Below are 18875 nucleotides of genomic sequence, written 5' to 3'. Positions count from 1 at the left end.
ACATTGATGAAAGATTTCAACGCGCCCGCGATCCTGAGCGTGCGGTCCTATTCCCTAATCGTGAACACAGCGCACGGCCTAAAAGAAAACCACCCGCTGCCATTATGCTTTGACTGGCAGCGGGTGGATCTAAGATTAATTATTGTTGCGGTCGCGTTCGATCTGTCGCCAGCGAGCCACGTTTTCATTGTGTTCAGCAAGCGTTTCAGCAAAGGCATGGCCACCGGTGCCATCCGCCACAAAGAAGATGAAATCTGTTTCATCCGGATCCACTGCCGCCTCTAGGCTTGCCAGCCCCGGATTGGCAATGGGTGTGGGGGGCAGACCATCGATCACATAGGTGTTCCACGGGGTCGCCCGGCGCAGCTCGCTTTGACGCAGACCACGGCCCAGCACGCCTTCGCCCTGTGTGACACCGTAGATAACGGTGGGGTCTGTTTGCAGGCGCATGCCGCGATTGATGCGATTGGTAAAGACCGAAGCCACTTGCCGCCGTTCACGGGCAACACCGGTTTCTTTCTCAATGATCGAGGCGAGGATCAGCATGTCTTCAGGCGTGGTTACAGCTGCGCGGTCAGAACGCTGCGCCCAGACGGCCTGAATGCGATCGTTTTGCCGGGCTGTCATATCTGCCAGAATATCAGCGCGCGCGGTTCCGGGACGCACCTCATAGCTGTCAGGTGCAAGCGCGCCTTCATCTGGGCGTGGGCCCGGATCCCCAACCAGAACATCCATCGATTTCAGGGCTTCCACAACCTGCCAGCTGGTCACACCTTCGGCCAATGCAATCCGAAATCGGGTGTCCGCCTGATCGCGCACACGGCTGTATTCGGCCGGAACCTCTTCGACGCCCGGCTGGAATTCAGCCCGTTCGACAAAACGACTGGTCGCAGGGTCCAATTCGCGCACCTCTGCCAGCACACGGGTGACGCCGACGCGGTAGACAATTTCCGTGCCGCAGGTTGAGGCTCCGCCGCGGGTGATCTGATCGGTGATTTCTGCCATCGACGCGCCAGATGTCACCAGATAGCTGCCCGCTTTCAGCAGGTTGACCTTTTCACCGTATTTGGCCCCCAGTCGAAAAATGGCAGGAGAGCTCACCGCCCCCTGTTCCGCCAGATCTTCGCTGACACGGGTCATATTAGAGCCACGCTCAACACGCAGACAGATCGCGGCCTCAAGCGGGCCGTCTGAGGTATATTGTGTCTGCCCCCAAAGGAGGACGCCGCCAAACAGAAACAGCGCCACCACCATAAGGGACATCACATTAGAGGCCAGGCTGCGCCACATTTACTTGGTCTTCCCGAAGACCACAGAGGCATTGGTGCCGCCAAACCCAAAGGAGTTGGACAGCGCCACATCGATCTTGCGTTCGCGTTTTGCATTTGGCGCCAGATCAATCGGCGTTTCCACCGCCTGATTGTCCAGATTGATCGTAGGCGGCGCCACCTGATCACGGATGGCCAGGATCGAAAAGATTGCTTCGATCGCGCCCGCAGCGCCCAACAGGTGGCCAGTTGCAGATTTCGTCGAAGACATCGTGACGTTGGCTGCGTGATCCTCCAGCATGCGTTCAACCGCGCCCAGTTCGATGGTGTCGGCCATGGTCGAGGTGCCATGTGCGTTGATATAGTCAACATCACTTGGTTTAAGGCCCGCGTTTTTCAACGCAGCCCGCATCGAACGTTCTCCGCCTTCGCCAGTCTCGGACGGGGCGGTGATGTGATAGGCATCGCCGGACAGACCATAACCAAGAACTTCAGCATAGATTTTTGCGCCCCGCGCAACAGCGTGCTCATAATCTTCAAGGATCACGATGCCTGCGCCTTCGCCCATAACAAACCCATCGCGGTCTGCGTCATAAGGGCGTGAGGCTTTCGTAGGGTCGTCTGCATATTTGGTGCTGAGCGCTTTGCACGCGTTAAAGCCTGCAATACCGATTTCGCAAATTGCGGCCTCGGCCCCACCTGCAACCATAACATCCGCATCACCAGATTTGATCAGACGCGCTGCATCGCCGATGGCATGGGCACCGGTCGAACAGGCTGTCACAACCGAGTGGTTTGGACCTTTAAAACCATGACGGATCGACACCTGACCAGAAATCAGATTGATCAGCGCGCCGGGAATAAAGAAAGGAGACACCCGACGTGGACCGCGTTCTTTGATCATCACAGCCGTATCTGCAATCGAGCTGAGCCCACCGATGCCAGAGCCGATCATAACGCCGGTACGTTCAAGGCTGTCCTGATCTTCGGGCTGCCAACCTGCATCTTTAATGGCCATTTCTGCCGCTGCGATACCGTAAAGGATGAAATCATCGATCTTCTTCTGATCTTTTTTGATCACCCAATCATCAGCATTAAAGGTGCCTTCAGAGCCATCACCACGGGGAACTTCACACGCGTAGGTCGTGGTCACGCCGCTGGCCTCGGCATCAAACAGGGTAATCGGGCCCGCGCCGGACTGACCATCCAGAAGGCGTGACCATGTCTCTTCTACACCGCTTGCCAATGGGGTTACCAAACCCAATCCGGTCACAACTACTCGACGCATACCTTGCTCTCCTTCACCTCGGCAATTCCGCGCTCCAGATAACGTGGAATGGCCTAAAGGTTCAAGTACAGCTTATCATTCCCCTGCACGAAATAAGCTTTTTGGTTTTATGAGGATTTACCGTTTGGATAATAAGATAGAAATAATTTTCAATCAAAAGTAGTTTCAGTTTCATAACTTAGACCTTTACCGGTTCCCGAAGGTCTATGGCAGGTTGGCTGTCCCCATATGCCAGCCTGCCTCCCTACCCCGGATAAAATCCACGCCTTCTGGCCCAAAGATGATCTTTTGTTAACGTCAAATTAGTAAGCCAGAACAATAAACTAGATCAAATACGCATCGGTTTTCACCTCACGGATGCAAAAACAACGGTTTGGCACGGGAAACGCTAGATGCGCATTACACTGCGGATTGTGACATTTGCACTGTTCAGCACTTTGGCCCAACCGGCCTTAGCGGTGGGCGAAGTCAGCTGCGCCCTGTTTCAGGATCTGACCAGTCTGCATATTTCTGCCGATCACTTTCTGAAACACGCAAACAGCGGCGCATATCCGCAAGCGCGCAATCAACTGCGCTCTGCGCTGGATAAATTGCCCAAACCGATGATCCATGAGCAGCTCACCAATGCGGGTCTTATCAAGATGATAGACCCCCTCTCCAATTTCGTCGATTTGCAAGAACGTCTGGTACAACGCTACGATCTCTCCACCCTGCAAAAAACCAATAATTTGGCAAACCAACTGTCCGCTCAAGCCTTTGTGGATCGCATCAGGCGCGATATTGAATCACTAGGCTGTCGCGAAGAGGCTTTGGGCGCAATCAGCGGCGATGCCCCCAGCGGCGGTGGCAAAGGGAATGGGATCACCGAATTTGTGCGCCGTGTCACGGCAACCGAAGCGACAGCTATGTCTTTTGCTGCAATCGCGCTGTTTGCCTTGGGCATTGTTTTGATGGAACGGTTTAGTTCACATCGCAAACGTCTGGCAAAACGGTTCCCCTGTGCGGCCCCCTGTTGGGTCATGCCACACGCGGCCCCAGAGGTCAGCGCCCGCGCAGAACGCGCCAATTTTGTAGATCTTAGCCAGCTTGGCGGCAAAATCCGAATGGATCACGCCTTTGAACCCGATCAGATGCTGCAAATACTGGTGAGCAACTATACGCTGGATGCTAAAGTGATCTGGTGCAACGCGGATTATATCGGCGTTAAATTTGAGTCTTACCTTAGCATTGACGACATGATGTTCGTGCTGGCCAGCTCAGGCAATCCCGATGTTGAACCAACGCTGCCGCAACCTCAACAGATGCAATAACTCCTAAAAACAAAAACGGCACCCGCAGATCACGAGCACCGTTTTGTAAAAATCTTATAGCCAGTTTGGCCTATTAAGACGCTTCAGTGATGAATTTCACTGCGTCACCAACGCTTTGAATGGTCTCAGCCGCATCATCAGGGATTTCGATGCCGAACTCTTCTTCAAACGCCATAACCAGTTCAACGGTGTCCAAGCTGTCTGCGCCCAGATCATCGATGAACGATGCTGTGTCAACTACTTTGTCTTCTTCAACACCCAGGTGCTCTACAACGATTTTCTTTACGCGGGTTGAGACGTCGCTCATGTTTCTTCCTCGTCTTTGTCTGGGCAATTTGCCCGGTTTGGCCCGTGCCCAGCGGACAGTTGGGGCGCCGTACGAATGCCCAAGCTGGGCGGTTGCGCCCCTTTTGGGGCAAAGATGCGGCGTCTCTGCAAACACAGAAACCGCGAATATGGGCCGCCTATAGCATAGCTTTTGGCTAAGGCAAATGTTTTCACGGGGTTAAATGCAACCAGCTGCAACTTCGTCCCTCGGCGACGTTGCAACAGCTTCTGCCCGCTTTTGATCCTGCCTTGATACCACCCAACGGCCTCAATCTAAGCTCTCACGTGCATCTGGCAAGAGCGAAGCGCTTGGAAAATCCAGACTGAGCCCAAAAAACGTCGTCCATAGAGACCCACAGACGACGTAACCGATTAAGATCACTTGTGCCTTGGCCGTGATCAGATCATTGCCATGCCGCCATTCACATGCAGGGTTGTGCCTGTGACATACCCGGATTCAGCGCTGGCCAGATACAGCACAGCCGAGGCAATCTCTTGGGCGTCGCCCATCCGTCCTGCGGGGATCTGCGTCAGAATCGCATCTTTCTGGGTGTCGTTCAATTTGTCTGTCATTGCAGTTGCAATGAAACCCGGTGCAACTGCATTCACAGTGATGCCCCGATTTGCCACCTCATATGCCAGCGATTTGGACATGCCCACCATGCCCGCCTTAGAGGCTGCATAGTTGCCCTGCCCCGGATTGCCCGTTGCGCCCACCACAGACGAAATATTGATAATGCGCCCCCAGCGCGCCTTCATCATGCCGCGCAAAACACCGCGACACAGGCGCATGGTCGAGGTGAGATTCACGTTCAAAACGCTTTCCCATTCCTCATCTTTCATCCGCATAAACAGATTATCTTTGGTGATACCTGCGTTATTGACCAAAATATCAACGGATCCCATCGCTGCGATCGCTTGCTTTGGCAGGGCTTCAACGGCTTCCGCATCGCCAAGGTTGCAGGTGAGCACATGCGCCCGCTCGCCAAGATCCGCCGCCAGTTCGGCCAGCGGGGCTTCGCGGGTGCCAGACAGCGCAACCGTGGCCCCCGCTGCATGAAGCGCCCGTGCAATTTCACCACCGATGCCACCAGATGCGCCGGTGATCAGCGCGGTTTTTCCTGTCAGATCAAACATATTTATATCCCTATTTCGTGTGGGGCGCACGTATCGGCCCGCCCTCGCTTTTTCATCTTTTGCGTGCCGCTTGGTTCAAGCGGAAATAGCTTTTGCATCCTCAGGGGTGCCGACCTGACGTGAGGCAAGGCTGCGATCAATTTTGCGGATCATACCTGACAGAGCTTTGCCAGCGCCAATTTCCCAGAACTCTGTGACGCCCTTTGCGGCCATCGTCTGCACGCTTTCGCGCCAGCGCACGGATCCGGTCACCTGTTCGACCAGCAGAGCGCGGATTTCATCGGGGTCTGTCACCACATCTGCGCGCACATTGGCGATCAGCGGCACGGCCGGTGCTGCGATCTCCACCTTAGCAAGCGCTTCGGCCATGACATCTGCTGCGGGCTGCATCAGCGCACAATGAAAGGGGGCACTTACAGGCAGCATCACGGCACGTTTGGCGCCTTTGTCTTTTGCAATCACAGCCGCGCGTTCAACCGCCGCTTTGCTGCCGGACACCACGACCTGTGTCGGGTCATTGTCATTGGCCGCCTGACAAACGTCGCCTTCTGCGGCCTCAGCAGCAACCGCACGCACCGCTTCCAGATCCAGACCCAAAATCGCCGCCATCGCGCCCTCGCCAACCGGCACAGCGCTTTGCATCGCCTGCCCCCGTGTCCGCAGCAGGCGCGCGGTATCTGCAATAGAAATCGACCCTGCCGCCGCAAGCGCAGAGTATTCCCCCAACGAGTGCCCGGCCACAAAACTGGCGGTGTCGACAGCGATCCCTTCCGCGTTCAGCGCGCGCAGTGCGGCAAGAGATGTTGCCATCAACGCAGGCTGTGCGTTTTGGGTCAGGGTAAGTGTTTCAATATCCCCATCCCAGATCAAACCGCTCAGGTTTTCTCCCAGCGCATCATCGACTTCATCAAATACAGCTTTGGCAGCCGGATAGGCCTCCGCCAGTGCGCGCCCCATCCCGATGGTTTGGGCCCCTTGGCCTGGAAACACAAATGCAGTTGTCATCACGGACCCCGTCTTTTTTGTCTCATTTCCCCTGATGTAGCGAGCTTGCCGCATGGGTACAAGCAATGCTCTAAAATCATGCACAATTACTGTTGAGAATTGCGATTGTGAAACGCCTCTCTGGCAATTGTCGTCATTGAAACGGGCCGATATCATAGATCCAAATCAGGGAGAGCCGTCACGGCCCTGCCTGTCATCTTGATCCTAGACCCAGCCGCCCATATCTGAGTGGCTGTATTCGTGCCCGTGAAAAGGAAGACCACGTGAGCCTGATTAATAGTTTCTCTCGATACGGCAGCATCTCAAAAGGCTTTCACTGGGCCACTGTTCTATTGATTTTTTCAACCTTTCCCATCGGCTATTTCGCCAATGGGCTGGCAGAGCAGATCCGCAGCCCCGATTTTTCTGGCGATGGCGCGGTGATTACCCGCACCGCTTTTCTGTTTTCACTGCATAAAACCATTGGCATTCTGGCGCTTCTGACAGCAGCCTTGCGAATTTTCTGGACGCTGACACAGGCAAAACCGGGCCTGTTGCATCCTGACAATAAGGCCGAGGCGCTGGCCGCTGAAACAGTGCATTGGCTGCTTTATGCGCTGATGGTTGCGGTGCCGTTGACAGGTTGGATCCATCACGCTGCAGCCACGGGGTTTGCCCCCATTTGGTGGCCCTTTGGTCAGGGCCTGCCCTTTGTCCCCCAGACTGAAACTGTTGCAGGGTTTTTCGGCAGTTTACATTGGGTCATGGTGTGGAGCCTGTTTGCCGTTGTTGTGCTGCACATCGCAGGCGCGCTTAAACACCATGTGATTGACCGCGACAACACCCTGCGGCGGATGCTGCCCCGTGGCGGGCAGGTTGAAGAGCCGCCTGCACAGGCCCATAGCAAAGCGCCGTTCTTTGTTGCGGCCAGCCTTGCGCTGGTTGTGCTGGCAGGAGCGCAAAGCCTTGGCTATCTGGGCGGTCATGATCACGACCACAGCCATGATCACGCGCATGACCACGCGGCGCAAACGGATAGCGTTGCAACGGTTGCAGCGACCGCGTCGCAATGGGCCGTGCAATCCGGCACATTGACCATCGAAGTTGCCCAATTTGGCGGTATTGTTGAAGGTCAGTTTGCCACTTGGACGGCAGCAATTGATTTTGAAGAACCTGCCGCCCCCGGCCCTGCGGGATCTGTGGAAGTGGTGATTGACATCAGCTCTCTCAAGCTGGGCAGTGTCACGGATCAGGCTTTAGGAGCGGATTATTTTGACGTGGCAAGTTTTCCAACGGCGACCTTCAACGCCGATCTTGAAAAGCTGGACACAGGCTATCAGGCGGTCGGCACGCTTACGATCCGGGACAAAACACAGCCTTTGATCTTGCCCTTTGACCTAGAGTTGAATGGTGCAACAGCAGTGATGCGCGGACAAGCAACTGTGCAACGTCTTGCCTTTGATATCGGGCAATCCCAAAGCGATGAAAGCTCTCTTGGCTTTGATGTGGTGATCAAAGCAGATCTGACGGCGCAAAACACGAAATAAACAAAAGGAGGGCAAAGATACCCTCCTTTTTCCAACCCAAAATACAATCAGCGATCAGTAATTCAAATACTGCGTACCCAGGGTATCCCGATATTTTTCAACCCATTTTTTGTTGATCGCATCCAACGTGCCATCTGCCATAGCATCGCCATAACAGCGGTTAAAGTCAGCTGTAATTGCCTCAGAGCGGAAATTCATCGCGTAATCCGATGGGGCAAAGATAGCCTGAAATGAAACATCCTGATGCGGATCAAAACGCAGATCCTCTGAATTTGCCTGAAGCTGGGCATTATATTCGGCAAAGATCATCCCGTCCCCAATGACAGCATCCACCCGGCCCGCAAAAATCATACGGCTTTGGCCAATCTGATCTGCGATTTCCTGATATTTCGAAAATCCAGACGTTGCATCCGCCAAGCCGGGAATGATTTGCGACGCTCCCATAAAGGCGATGACAGAGTGCCCCTGCAGGTTTTCAAGCGCAGCAAAGTTATCATTTCGCGCACTTAGCGACGAGACGCCGTTTTGATATTGAATATAAGCCCCGCTTTGGCCACCGGGCAATTCCATCCCCATCGGCACAGTGGCCACGCCATCTCCTTCACCTGCGGCATAAGATTTCCAATGGCGCGTAAAGGGTTCAATCTTAAAGGTTACACTGTGACCACAGCGTTCCAAAACTGTGGTGATCACTTCAGCCTCGCGCCCTTTTCCATGTGCATCAACCATAGGGGGCAGATTTCCAGCAAGGATCGTCAGCGTCTCAGCTTGGACAACGATCGGACCTCCGCAAAGGACCGCGACAAGAGTGATCCCAGAAACAGAACGGGCATTCGACATAACATTCTCCAATTTCGCTTATCAATTATCGGCTTTCGGACATCGAAACGGTAAGTCGGCCAGAATAACAAAAAGTGAACGTAAAAAATGTATCGCAGTGGAGGGGATTAAAGAAAAAAGCCACCCCCTTGTTCCAAGGAGATGGCTCAACGTTGCGCTTTAACCCTTAGGATTACTCGGCTTTTTGCGCCTCAACTGAAATCATGACTTGCACTTCGTCGCTGACAAACGGTGCAAATTGACCAAGATTGAATTCAGATCTTACGAGGGTTGTTGTCGCATCAAACCCCGCCCATGGTTTTTTCGCCATTGGGTGATCGCCTGCCTGGTTCAGCTTCGCATCCAAAACAACCGGTTTGGTGACACCATTCAACGTCAGATCACCTGTGATCTTTGCGGTGTTTTCACCTGTCACTTCGATGGCGGTTGAGCTGAAAGATACCAGCTCATCATCCGCCGCATCAAAGAAATCTTTGGACATGAAATGATTAAAGCGTCCCTCCCAACCGGTGAGCATGGATTTTACCGGCATGGAAACTGTGACCGAAGAGGCTGCAGGGTTTTCCTGATCAAAGGCAATGTCGCCTTCAAATCCGGAGAACATGCCCCAAGTGGTTGAATAGCCAAGGTGATTATAGCTGAATACGATCTGGCTGTGGCTTGCATCCAATGTGTATTTTTCAGCGGATGCAAAAGCTGAGGTTGCAACAGTAGAAGCAAGCAAAGCGGCGGCAAGCAAAGTGCGTTTCATGGAACAGGCTCCGTGTTTGTCCAAATAGGTATGGCCTCACAATGACGGCACATGCGTCAAAAGAAAGCCTACAAAATCCAACATAACCTGTTCCGTGATGAACAGTAAGATAAAGCCTTGAGGTTGCAGTAAATTCACGGATCTGTGATGCCCAATTCAAGCAAAGATCGGCACTGTTCCGCGCAGCTGTTCTTTGATCATAAGATGGGCCGTCTCATTGGCCAGAGGCAGGGATAGCAAAAGGCTTCCGTCGGTTTCCAGAATATCCGCCCGGTTCATGGACAGGCGCACCCCGCCAAGGCTAGAAAAGGATCGCTGAAGTACGGTGCGGCGTTGCCCCGCAGCCACCGTTCGGGTGACACGCAATTCGCGGCGCTGCGGATCAAGGTGAACCTCGGGGGCAGGATTGGGGTCGCGTAGTGTCAACAGCAACAAGGCCGTAAACCCTGCCGCAAGGCTTACACCGATCTTAACCGTTGCCAGGTGCCGTTCGTCAACACCAAGGTCAAAAGCCAGAAGTGCTGTCCCTGCAAGAAGAAAAATCACGCCAAATATTTTGCAGACAAGCAAACGATGCATGGCCTGCGGTGACGTGTCCATGGCGAACCTTTTGCGGTGCAGCTGATCTGCACCGGTGCGCGCCTTCCACTTTTCTCCCAAGCCCGTCGCCGACATGCGTGATCCCTTTCCGGTGCAGTCTGACACTATGACGCTTCTTTTACGTCTTATTAAGCCCCCTAAAGAACGACGAAATAAGACGGGATTGCGGCGGGCTTGTGTCCGGCACTTGATGGATCAGTTGAATTTGACACAATCGCCGGGCATCTGCGCCTTTTCGGACCTCGGTTTTGCAGCCTCTTCTTTTCCTGCGCACTCAGCCCTTGCGCCATGGCGTAAAGCCTGTATATGGAAGCCAACTTTCGCACCATTCTCGATCCGCGCAGACTCTCGTGGTGGGGCCGCGAAAGGGTTTTTGCCCTGCCTATGAAATGCGCCTTGAAACAAACAGGAGTTCACATGCCCCTTTATGAGCATGTAATGATTGCGCGTCAGGACCTGTCCAACTCGCAAGCAGAAAGCCTCGTCGAGCACTTCGGCACCGTACTGGCAGACAACGGCGGCAACGTTGTTGAAAGCGAGTATTGGGGCGTCAAGACGATGGCCTACAAGATCAACAAAAACCGCAAAGGCCACTATGCCTTCCTGAAAACAGATGCACCATCTGTTGCCATTCAGGAAATGGAACGCCTGATGCGCCTGCATGATGACGTGATGCGCGTTCTGACCATCAAGGTCGACGAGCACGCAGAAGGCCCTTCGGTCCAAATGCAGAAACGTGACGAACGTGGCGACCGCCGCGAGCGCCGCTGATCTTAGCTTGAGAAAAGGTAGCTAAACCATGGCAGCAAAACCATTTTTCCGCCGTCGCAAAGTGTGCCCCTTCTCTGGTGAGAACGCACCCAAGATCGATTACAAAGACACCCGTCTTCTGCAGCGCTACATCTCTGAGCGCGGCAAAATCGTTCCATCACGCATCACCGCCGTTTCGGCAAAGAAGCAACGTGAACTGGCTCGTGCAATCAAGCGCGCCCGCTTTCTTGCTCTGCTGCCCTACGCTGTGAAGTAAGGAGACCTCATTATGCAAGTTATCCTTCTGGAACGTGTGGCCAAACTGGGCCAAATGGGCGAAATCGTAGACGTAAAAGCGGGCTATGCGCGCAACTTCCTTCTGCCTCTGGGCAAAGCGAAGACCGCGTCTGAAGCAAACCTGGCAGCTTTTGAAGCCCAGAAAGCGCAGCTTGAAGCGCGCAACCTGGAGACCAAGAAAGAAGCCGAAGCGCTGGCAGAGAAGCTGGATGGACAACAGTTCATCGTGATTCGCTCCGCGTCTGACGCCGGTGCACTTTACGGTTCTGTCACTCCTCGTGACGCCGCAGAAGCTGCAACCGAAGCAGGTTTCTCAATCGATAAGAAACAAGTTGCTTTGATCGCACCGATCAAAGAACTGGGTCTGCACGCATTGGCCGTGAAACTGCACCCTGAAGTTGAAGTTGAAATCAAGATGAACGTTGCACGTTCTCAAGAAGAAGCTGAACTGCAGGCGTCTGGTAAATCAATTCAGGAACTGGCCGCGGAAGAAGAAGCCGCAGCTGAGTTTGAGATTGCAGAACTGTTCGACGATATCGGCAGCGCCGCGTCTGACGACGACGATGCACCAGCAGCGGAAGCCCCTGCTGAAGAAAGCTAAGCCCTCACCGGCTAAGGTTTCTTATACTTTTCAGAAAGGCTGCCCCAAATTGGGGCAGCCTTTTTAGGATGCACCAAATCATTGGCGCTTCTTTTCTTGACAAATCCGGGCGATATCTCCGCCCTTACAGATCAAATTCAACCATACATAACAGGCCCCAAAATATTCCACTTTTGTAAACCTACCGGAGGGTGAGCGCTTGAGTATCGCAATTCAAGTTCACAAGTCAGTCAATTTATTGGGCTGGGTTCGTCTGGCAGAACCTGTTCGAATTTTTACTAGTGCAACCTTGAGAAACACTGAAATCGGTGCGTTTTCCTATGTTTCGCCCGGTGCAATTCTACATGACACAAATATGGGCCGGTATTGCAGTATTGGCAATTATGTCACCGTGCTTTCAGAGCATCCGATCGGATCTTTAACGACATCCCCCTTCCCGTATGAAAAGGTTTTTCGCACACCTTTTGACCCCGAGCCTTTGCATGAATTTGAAAAGATCCTTCCTACAACAATTGGTAATGATGTTTGGATTGGATCCAATGTTCAGATCAAAACGGGCATCACCATTGGCAATGGTGCCGTGATTGCAGCAGGGGCTGTCGTCACAAAAGATGTCGCCCCGTTTACAGTGGTTGGTGGTGTTCCGGCCAAAGTCATACGCCAGCGGTTTTCCAAAGAACTGGTAGATCAAATCACGGAAATTGCGTGGTGGGATTACAATGTGCTTGGCCTCGAAATTGATTGGCAAGATCCTGAAAGTGCGATCACAGAAATCAAGAAGTACATTCAGGACGGAACTTTGACCCGCTTCAAACACCGGTTATTCGATATGACGAATAACGATGGGAAAGTGATCGGAACACCAATTCCGACGTCCTAATTCTTTGTATCCCTCCCATCCTGCAGACTAAGCGACAAGAGCGAGCAATTCAGAATTGCTCGCTTTTGTATATTTAGAACAGGATGCCAAGCCCTTGTAGAACGGGTAGTTTTTGCGTGGCAAAACGTTCCGCCCGGTACTGAAGCTCTGCGATATTATCTTCGTCTTTTTCCAAAATCTCACCCTCTTTCAGCAAGCGCTGGCCTTGAGGAGCAAGGATGGTCCAGGCCAACTGCGCCCAAGAATCTGGCGTTTCATGGCCTTCAGAACGGGCAAGCAGGAACAGCTGTTCAAATCGATCAACTTCATGGCCACTGCCGGTCACGGGTGAGGCCAGAAACCGTAGCGTTTCGCTGTCTTCGGCGTGTTTGCAGATCACTTTGTTCAATGCTGTGCATTGCGTCACACGCTCAGCTTCGCCTGCCTCGGGCAGGCAGGGTGCCAAGACACCATCACCAAGCAAAATACGCAGCATTCGTACAATATCGCCCCAACTGTCGACGACAAAAGCGCCTTCACTCAACAGCTGTTTAACGGTTTTGGGCCCATCCCGCAGCGCGTTCAATACAGGCCGGATATGAGCATCTTCCAGCTCCACCACTCCCATACGCCACATCAGGGTCAATGGATCCTCGCTGATGGGGCGCGCCAAAGCGATACGGGTATCAAACCAAGCCCCCACAGCACTGCGTTCGGTGTGAAACACGTCGCCCTTGCGATAGATATCGCAGCGGAATTGTTCGCTGAGAATAAGATCCCGCAGACCTTGGCGCCGCATGGGATCGCGCTCATCTTCCAGAACCTGGCTTTGTTCGGGGGTCAGACAGATATCATCGACATGATCCATCAAATGACAGGCCGCGACGTATTTCAATTTGGCCTGCCCCAGTTCAGCCGCCACTTCTTCGACATTAAAGGGCGTCCAATGTTCATTCATGAACTCATGGGCCAGATATCGGTGCGACATTGATCCCATCTGTTTCAGACGTTTGCGCACGGATCGGCTGCCGGTGAAATACCCGGCCTGAACCGCCTCTAATTTATGTGCAAAGGCGAGCGCATTGTTGATCCGTTCACGTGGATTGCCGCTTTCCAATGCAGCGCGATCACACAACAGACGCCGCAGCGGCAAGATTGAAGACCAGCCGGGCAACGTATTGTGGCTGACATAAACCAAACCACCGGGTTTCAAACGTTTGGCGATAAACTGAACCACATAATCCCGGTTTTCAGGAGACACCCAGCTAAAGATCCCGTGCATCACAATCACATCAAAGGCGCGTGGCAGGTCGGGTTCATCATCAAAGGTTTCAAACGAATGTTCGTAAAACGAAACATTCTTTAGCCCCGCCTCTGCAGCCAAGGCTTCAGCACCTGCAATATGGGACGGATTAAAATCCATCGCGTGGAAATCAATATGGGGATTTGCAGCTGCCAACAGATTGGTTGTGACCCCCTGCCCGCACCCCAGTTCACAATAGGTTAGATTTTCACCGCTCAGACCATGGTTCTGTCCCGCAGACAAAGCACCGATTGCCAGTTGCGACGGCGCAAGCTCTTTATAAAAATCATGGATGTAATCTACATCGGCCATATAGCCGGCTGTCCAATCGGTCACGTGGTGCACCTTATGTGTTGCGTTCTGCTCCTGCGCTTTCTTTCAAGCGACTGCACCTTTAATGACCGATAAAGATTAACAGCCGTTAAATTCAACTCTCACGAATGCTAACACATCTGTGAACATTTGATTTTTTCCACTCAACTCAATGGATAAGCTACTCGATTTGCAATCATAGATTGCAATTTGGCATGTGTTGCATTTTCTCGCTGCGCACCACTACCTATGCGAGATTGGCAGAAACGAAAATCCCCACTAAATTTAAACCGCACAAAAGAAATAAATTAAATCCATGGAAAATAAACAGGTTGGAGGAAGCCAAGGCGGTGGGAAACAGTATTGACTTCCTCCTGTGCTGTTCTGCAAGAGGCAATGAGCAGAGCCAGCCCTTTGGGGGAGAGGTGCCTCAGCCTTCGCCTTTAATCTGCCTGAGGTGATTTCGATTAACAAATTCTTAGTATAGGCAATTCAGCTAAAATCTGCCGCACTTTCCCAAAACCGGTGGAGCTTTGCCGACGCGTGTTTTCCCCCTTGGAGTGCGCAATATGTTGCCTATTCTATGCATCAAAGCGCCCTTCCATCTTATTTTGGAGACCCTTCATGAAGCGCAGAACTTTTCTTGTATCCGTGCTGGCCGCGTTCTGGATTGCCGCCTGTAGCCTTGCTGACCCTGAAATCGCCCCTGCTCCGGCCCCGCCTGCTTTTGATCCGCCACTGTTTCCAAATGAAACCGCTGAATTGCGTCAGCAGATCAATTTTTGGGCGGATCATTACGAGGTGCCGCGCAGTTTGGTCCACCGGCTGGCTATCCGCGAAAGCACCCACCGGCCACATGCGATCAATCGGCCTTATTATGGACTTTTACAGATTTTACCTGCAACAGCCCGATCAATGGGCTTTACGGGCGCACCACAAGATCTGTTAGATGCAGATACCAATTTGGAATTTTCAGTCAAATATCTGCGCGGTGCGTGGTTATTGTCTGATGGCAGCCAAGATACGGCCGTCAAACACTACTCCAGAGGCTACTGGAACGAGGCCAAACGCCGTGGGTTGCTTAAAGAAACCGGGCTTGTGCGTTAAATTTACCTATTTGGTATCACCGTTCAAAAAATAGTTGGCTGCAACAGCTTTGTCACATTAGAAACGTAGATCTTACCAAAAGGTTTAATTTTCGTGAAGTCGGGAGACTACCATGCCAATCCAACTTGATCGCCGGTCTTTTCTGGCAGGCACCGCTGGCTTAATCGCAATGCACCCGTTTTCGGTGCAAGCTGCAAACAACCAAGTTCATCTGCGTTTGATGGAAACAACAGACCTGCACGTCCATGTGTTCCCTTATGACTATTACGCAGACAAACCACGTGACACTGTTGGTCTCGCCAGAACCGCTTCAATTGTGAAAGACATCCGCGCAGAAGCGACTAACTCGCTTTTGTTGGACAATGGTGACTTTTTGCAAGGCAACCCGATGGGCGACTACATCGCTTATGAAAAGGGCCTGAAAGAGGGTGATACACACCCGGTGATTGCCGCGATGAACGCGGTCGGCTTTGATGCCTCGACGCTTGGCAACCATGAATTTAACTATGGTCTTGAATTCCTGGGCAAAGCACTGGCGGGCGCAAGCTTCCCTGTTGTCTGCGCAAATATCGCCAAGGAAGTGGGCGCAACCCCACGCGAAGACAAAACCTTGCTGAAACCCTATGTGATCATGGATCGTACCGTGACCGATGGCGCAGGCAACAGCCACCAGATCAAAATCGGTCTGATAGGGTTTGTTCCTCCGCAAGTCATGAACTGGGATCGTCGCCATCTGGAAGGCAATGTTCAGGCGCGCGACATTCTGGAGTGCGCCCGCGCCTATGTGCCGGAGATGAAGGAAAAAGGCGCAGATGTGATCATCGCCCTGTCGCATTCCGGTATTGGTGAGGCGAATGAAACCGAAGGCATGGAAAACGCCTCTGTGCCCTTGGCAGCGGTTGAAGGCATTGATGCGATCATGACCGGCCACTCGCATCTTGTGTTCCCCTCCTCAAGCTACGCAGATTTTGCGGGTGTGGACGCTGACAAAGGCACAATCCACGGCAAGCCTGCCACCATGGGCGGCTATTGGGGCAGCCATATGGGCCTGATCGATCTGATGCTGGAGCGTGATGGCAATGGCTGGCGCGTTGTTGGTCACGCTTCAGAAGCGCGTCCTATTTCACAACGTAACGAAGATCGTTCCATCACCGCGTTGGTTGAAAGCCAGCCTGATGTTCTGGCGGCAGCGCAGGCTGATCACGATGGCACCCTGGCCTATGTGCGCCGCGCAGTTGGCAAAACGGATGCTCCGCTGCACAGCTACTTTGCACTGGTGGCAGATGATCCATCCGTGCAGATCGTGTCCATCGCACAGACCTGGTACATTGAGCAGATGCTGAAAGGCACCGAACACGAAGGCCTGCCGATCCTCTCAGCTGCGGCCCCGTTCAAAGCGGGTGGTCGTGGTGGTCCTGAGTATTACACCGATGTGCCCAAGGGCGATGTTGCGATCAAAAACGTGGCAGACCTTTATCTTTATCCCAACACTGTACGCGCGGTGCGCGTGACTGGCCAACAGGTTAAAGATTGGTTGGAACGCTCTGCCGGGGCCTTTAATCAGGTGGAAGCAGGCAAAGCAGATCAGCTGCTTTTGAACGAAGAGTTCCGTTCCTACAACTTTGATGTGATCGATGGCGTGACCTATGAAATCGATCTGAGCCAACCTTCGATGTTTGGCCCCAAAGGTGAGCTGCTGGATGCTGCAACCAACCGGATTGTAAACCTGCAGTACAATGGCGCTGCGCTGGATCTGGATGCAGAGTTCATCGTCGCAACCAACAACTACCGCGCGTCAGGCGGTGGTGATTTCCCCGGTGCCAAAGGCGACACTATCGTATTTGAAGGTCCCGACACCAACCGCGACGTCATTGTGCGCTACATCGTGGAAAAAGGCACCATCAGCCCACGCGCAGACGCAAACTGGAAGTTCACCGCCCTGCCCGGCACCTCTGTCTTGTTCGACACAGGCCCAAAGGCAACGGATTATGCCGACAGCGTGCCCGGCGTTTCGATCGCCCCTGCCGGCGAAGGTCCAAACGGGTTTGCGCGGTTCAAAATCGATCTCTGATCGGATCCCAACGGCAAGTCTGATCATCGGAAGGGCTGCGCGATTGCGCAGCCCTTTTGTTTGGAGCGGGCAACGGCCTCTGCCTAAAACATAGCTGGGCGACGACACTTAACCCCATACGGGGTGGCGCAAAGAGAGAAGGCCACCCAATCGGGTGGCCTTTCTAAAATCATATATGTTGTGAAGCTTACTCTTCGTCGAGTGCTTCAACAGCTTTTTGCAGGTCTTCTTTAGAGACTTCTTTTTCTTCCACTTTTGCTTGCTCTGCAATGTGGTCGATCACTTTGTCTTCAAAGAGAGGCGCACGCAGCTGTTGCTGCATTTGCTGGTTCTGTTGGATGAATTCAAAGAACTGGCGTTCCTGACCAGGATACTGGCGCGCTTGCTGCATGATCGCTTGGGTCATTTCGGCATCGGTCACTTCGACCTCTGCTTTCTGGCCCAGTTCTGCGAGCAACAGGCCCAGACGCACGCGGCGCTCTGCCAGTTTGGTGTGCTCTTCGGTGGTTTCGATCTCGGGGTGATCGTGACCTTCTACCTCAGGGTTTTCGTCGTGCCACAGCTGATGTGCAATCTGCTTGGCTTCTGCTTCCACCAGGGATGGCGGCAGATCGAAGGACACTAGATCATCCAGCTTGTCCAACAGGCCACGCTTCATGACAGCACGTGCTGCACCGGCGTATTCTGCTTCCAGACGCTCAGAGATTTGGCCTTTCAACGCGTCCAGATCTTCGGCGCCAAATTTGGTTGCCAGCTCATCATTGATCTCAGCCGCTTTAGGCGCTTTGACCTCTTTGATGGTGCAGGTAAAGACAGCTTCTTTGCCCGCGAGATGCTCTGCTTGGTACTCTTCAGGGAAGGTGACGTTTACGTCTTTTTCTTCGCCTGCTTTGGTGCCAACCAGCTGCTCTTCAAAACCGGGGATGAAGGAGTTGGAGCCCAGAACCAATGGGTAGTCATCGCCTGCACCGCCGTCAAAGGCTTCGCCGTCAACTTTGCCCAGGAAATCGATCACAACCTGATCTTTGTCTTCGGCTGCTGCACCCTCTTCGCGGGCTTCATAGTCGGTTGCGGTTTCGGCCAGGTTTGCCAGCGCTTCGTCAACCGCTTCGCCTTCTGCTTTGACAACCAGCTTTTCCAGCTCAACGCCAGACAGGTCAACCTCAGGGATGGCAGGCAGCGCTTCATAAGACATCTCAACGTTGACGTCGTCGCCGGGCTTCCAGTCTTCGTTGGTCATTTTCACGTCAGGCTGCAACGCAGGACGATCACCGCTGTCTTCGAAGTGCTGGTTCATCGCGCCGTCAACAGCTTCCTGCATGGCTTCGCCCATCATGCGTTCGCCAAACTGCTTTTTCAGCAGTGCCAAAGGTACCTTACCTTTGCGGAAGCCTTTCATTTCGACTTCAGGCTGCGCTTCAACCAGTTTTTCGTCAACCTTGGCATTCAGCTCAGCACCGGTGATGGTGATGGCATAGCCGCGTTTCAAACCTTCGTTCAGTGTCTCGGTGACCTGCATCTTG

The 18875-nt window shown here is 53.2% G+C and carries 18 protein-coding genes; 8 read left to right on the top strand and 10 right to left on the bottom strand.

What is annotated here, in order from left to right:
- Nucleotides 1-135: 135 nt before the first annotated feature.
- Nucleotides 136-1290, bottom strand: coding sequence for an endolytic transglycosylase MltG (mltG, locus tag BLP79_RS16170; protein WP_090220707.1), 1155 nt, complete (start codon nucleotides 1288-1290; stop codon nucleotides 136-138).
- Nucleotides 1291-2556 carry a beta-ketoacyl-ACP synthase II gene (fabF, locus tag BLP79_RS16165; RefSeq protein WP_090220706.1) on the bottom strand — a complete coding sequence of 422 codons (1266 nt, stop codon included), beginning with the start codon at nucleotides 2554-2556 and terminating at the stop codon, nucleotides 1291-1293.
- A gap of 392 nt (nucleotides 2557-2948) precedes the next feature.
- Here fabF and BLP79_RS16160 point away from each other — a divergent pair, with 392 nt between their 5' ends.
- Complete coding sequence (locus tag BLP79_RS16160; protein ID WP_090220704.1) at nucleotides 2949-3866, top strand: PilZ domain-containing protein; 918 nt, start codon at nucleotides 2949-2951, stop codon at nucleotides 3864-3866.
- Nucleotides 3867-3939: 73 nt separating this feature from the next.
- Here BLP79_RS16160 and BLP79_RS16155 read toward each other — a convergent pair whose 3' ends face one another.
- The 3 genes from BLP79_RS16155 to fabD form a co-directional block, all read right to left on the bottom strand.
- Entirely contained in the window at nucleotides 3940-4173 is a 234-nt protein-coding gene (locus tag BLP79_RS16155; RefSeq protein WP_090220702.1) for an acyl carrier protein, read from the bottom strand.
- Nucleotides 4174-4592: 419 nt separating this feature from the next.
- The gene (gene fabG, locus BLP79_RS16145) at nucleotides 4593-5330 is read right to left on the bottom strand and encodes a 3-oxoacyl-[acyl-carrier-protein] reductase (protein WP_090220699.1); all 738 of its coding nucleotides are present in this window, start codon (nucleotides 5328-5330) and stop codon (nucleotides 4593-4595) included.
- Between the two features lie 75 nt (nucleotides 5331-5405).
- On the bottom strand, nucleotides 5406-6335 hold the full coding sequence (gene fabD / locus BLP79_RS16140; protein WP_090220698.1) for an ACP S-malonyltransferase: 930 nt from the start codon (nucleotides 6333-6335) through the stop codon (nucleotides 5406-5408).
- Nucleotides 6336-6598: 263 nt separating this feature from the next.
- Between fabD and BLP79_RS16135 the strand changes: the two genes are divergently transcribed.
- Nucleotides 6599-7861: a cytochrome b/b6 domain-containing protein gene (locus tag BLP79_RS16135; protein WP_090220696.1), complete on the top strand. Its 1263-nt coding sequence runs from the start codon at nucleotides 6599-6601 to the stop codon at nucleotides 7859-7861.
- Nucleotides 7862-7915: 54 nt separating this feature from the next.
- On the opposite strand, the gene BLP79_RS16130 is transcribed toward BLP79_RS16135, so the two are convergent.
- The 3 genes from BLP79_RS16130 to BLP79_RS16120 all read right to left on the bottom strand — a co-directional run bounded on the left by BLP79_RS16130 (nucleotide 7916) and on the right by BLP79_RS16120 (nucleotide 10127).
- Nucleotides 7916-8701, bottom strand: coding sequence for a type 2 periplasmic-binding domain-containing protein (locus tag BLP79_RS16130; protein ID WP_090220695.1), 786 nt, complete (start codon nucleotides 8699-8701; stop codon nucleotides 7916-7918).
- A gap of 172 nt (nucleotides 8702-8873) precedes the next feature.
- The gene (locus tag BLP79_RS16125; RefSeq protein WP_090220693.1) at nucleotides 8874-9452 is read right to left on the bottom strand and encodes a YceI family protein; all 579 of its coding nucleotides are present in this window, start codon (nucleotides 9450-9452) and stop codon (nucleotides 8874-8876) included.
- A 156-nt stretch (nucleotides 9453-9608) separates the two neighbouring features.
- Nucleotides 9609-10127, bottom strand: a complete 519-nt coding sequence (locus BLP79_RS16120) for a hypothetical protein (RefSeq protein ID WP_090220691.1) — start codon at nucleotides 10125-10127, stop codon at nucleotides 9609-9611.
- 342 nt (nucleotides 10128-10469) lie between these two features.
- Here BLP79_RS16120 and rpsF point away from each other — a divergent pair, with 342 nt between their 5' ends.
- From rpsF to BLP79_RS20195, 4 genes are all read left to right on the top strand, one after another.
- Nucleotides 10470-10823, top strand: a complete 354-nt coding sequence (gene rpsF, locus BLP79_RS16110; RefSeq protein WP_090220687.1) for a 30S ribosomal protein S6 — start codon at nucleotides 10470-10472, stop codon at nucleotides 10821-10823.
- 28 nt (nucleotides 10824-10851) lie between these two features.
- Entirely contained in the window at nucleotides 10852-11079 is a 228-nt protein-coding gene (gene rpsR, locus BLP79_RS16105) for a 30S ribosomal protein S18 (RefSeq protein WP_005608650.1), read from the top strand.
- Between the two features lie 12 nt (nucleotides 11080-11091).
- Nucleotides 11092-11700: a 50S ribosomal protein L9 gene (gene rplI, locus BLP79_RS16100; protein WP_090220685.1), complete on the top strand. Its 609-nt coding sequence runs from the start codon at nucleotides 11092-11094 to the stop codon at nucleotides 11698-11700.
- Nucleotides 11701-11989: 289 nt separating this feature from the next.
- Entirely contained in the window at nucleotides 11990-12580 is a 591-nt protein-coding gene (locus tag BLP79_RS20195; protein WP_269799305.1) for a CatB-related O-acetyltransferase, read from the top strand.
- Between the two features lie 73 nt (nucleotides 12581-12653).
- Here BLP79_RS20195 and BLP79_RS16090 read toward each other — a convergent pair whose 3' ends face one another.
- Nucleotides 12654-14198 carry a class I SAM-dependent methyltransferase gene (locus BLP79_RS16090; RefSeq protein WP_090220681.1) on the bottom strand — a complete coding sequence of 515 codons (1545 nt, stop codon included), beginning with the start codon at nucleotides 14196-14198 and terminating at the stop codon, nucleotides 12654-12656.
- Between the two features lie 600 nt (nucleotides 14199-14798).
- Here BLP79_RS16090 and BLP79_RS16085 point away from each other — a divergent pair.
- Together BLP79_RS16085 and BLP79_RS16080 are read left to right on the top strand one after the other, a co-directional pair.
- The gene (locus BLP79_RS16085; RefSeq protein WP_090220679.1) at nucleotides 14799-15281 is read left to right on the top strand and encodes a lytic transglycosylase domain-containing protein; all 483 of its coding nucleotides are present in this window, start codon (nucleotides 14799-14801) and stop codon (nucleotides 15279-15281) included.
- Nucleotides 15282-15393: 112 nt separating this feature from the next.
- Nucleotides 15394-17352 (top strand): bifunctional 2',3'-cyclic-nucleotide 2'-phosphodiesterase/3'-nucleotidase, encoded by a 1959-nt coding sequence (locus BLP79_RS16080; protein WP_090220677.1) that lies wholly within the window; start codon nucleotides 15394-15396, stop codon nucleotides 17350-17352.
- A gap of 187 nt (nucleotides 17353-17539) precedes the next feature.
- On the opposite strand, the gene tig is transcribed toward BLP79_RS16080, so the two are convergent.
- A complete protein-coding gene (gene tig / locus BLP79_RS16075; protein WP_090220780.1) occupies nucleotides 17540-18871 on the bottom strand; it encodes a trigger factor in 1332 nt (443 codons plus the stop codon).
- Between the last annotated feature and the right edge of the window lie 4 nt (nucleotides 18872-18875).

The organism is Epibacterium ulvae (assembly GCF_900102795.1).
Taxonomy (GTDB): domain Bacteria; phylum Pseudomonadota; class Alphaproteobacteria; order Rhodobacterales; family Rhodobacteraceae; genus Epibacterium; species Epibacterium ulvae.
This window is presented reverse-complemented; position numbering and strand designations above follow the sequence as displayed.